This window comes from Paracoccus broussonetiae, assembly GCF_031854425.1.
Taxonomy (GTDB): domain Bacteria; phylum Pseudomonadota; class Alphaproteobacteria; order Rhodobacterales; family Rhodobacteraceae; genus Paracoccus; species Paracoccus broussonetiae.
The window spans coordinates 1-639 of record NZ_JAVRQI010000058.1 but is presented as its reverse complement, the minus strand read 5'-3'; the positions used below and the strand labels follow the sequence as shown (position 1 = coordinate 639).

Genomic DNA, 639 nt, shown 5'->3' with positions numbered 1-639 from the left:
GCGAGGCGATCCGCGATCGGCTGGCGTATCAGCTTGGCGTCCGCGTCGAGGCACTGGAATTGCGCGATGGCGTCGCGTCGGGCGAGGGACGTTCGCGGCCAATGACCGAGCTGCTGCAAGGCCAGGCGCTTGAGCAGATTGGACGGATCAAGCCGGGCAAGACCGAGAAAGACTATTCCCAGGCAAGCTATGGCGCCTTTTTCTGTGAGGTAGAGGTCAACGCCTTTACCGCCGAGACGCGTCTGCGCCGGATGTTGGGGGCGTTCGGCTTTGGACGGGTACTGAACGCCAAGACGGCCCGCTCGCAATGTCTTGGCGGTATGGTCTGGGGCATTGGCTCGGCCCTGACCGAAGAGCTTGTCTTTGATCTTCGCGACGGGCGCCTTCTGAACCATGATCTTGCGCAATATCATGTGCCCAGCCACGCTGATATCCCTGCGGTCGACGTGATCCTGCTTGAAGAGCGCGATGCGGCTGCCAGCCCGCTGCAGGCCAAGGGGGTTGGCGAACTTGCCATCTGCGGTGCGGCGGGGGCGGTCGCGAATGCCATTTACAATGCCTGCGGCGTGCGCATGCGCCGCTTTCCCATGACGCCGGACCGGCTGATCACGGAACTGCCAGACCCTTGCCAACCGGTCG

Annotated in this window: 1 protein-coding gene; it reads left to right on the top strand. The window is 63.4% G+C overall.

Annotated elements, in window-relative coordinates:
- A partial coding sequence (locus tag RM190_RS23355) for a xanthine dehydrogenase family protein molybdopterin-binding subunit (RefSeq protein WP_311761879.1) occupies positions 1–639 on the top strand: 639 nt, incomplete at both ends.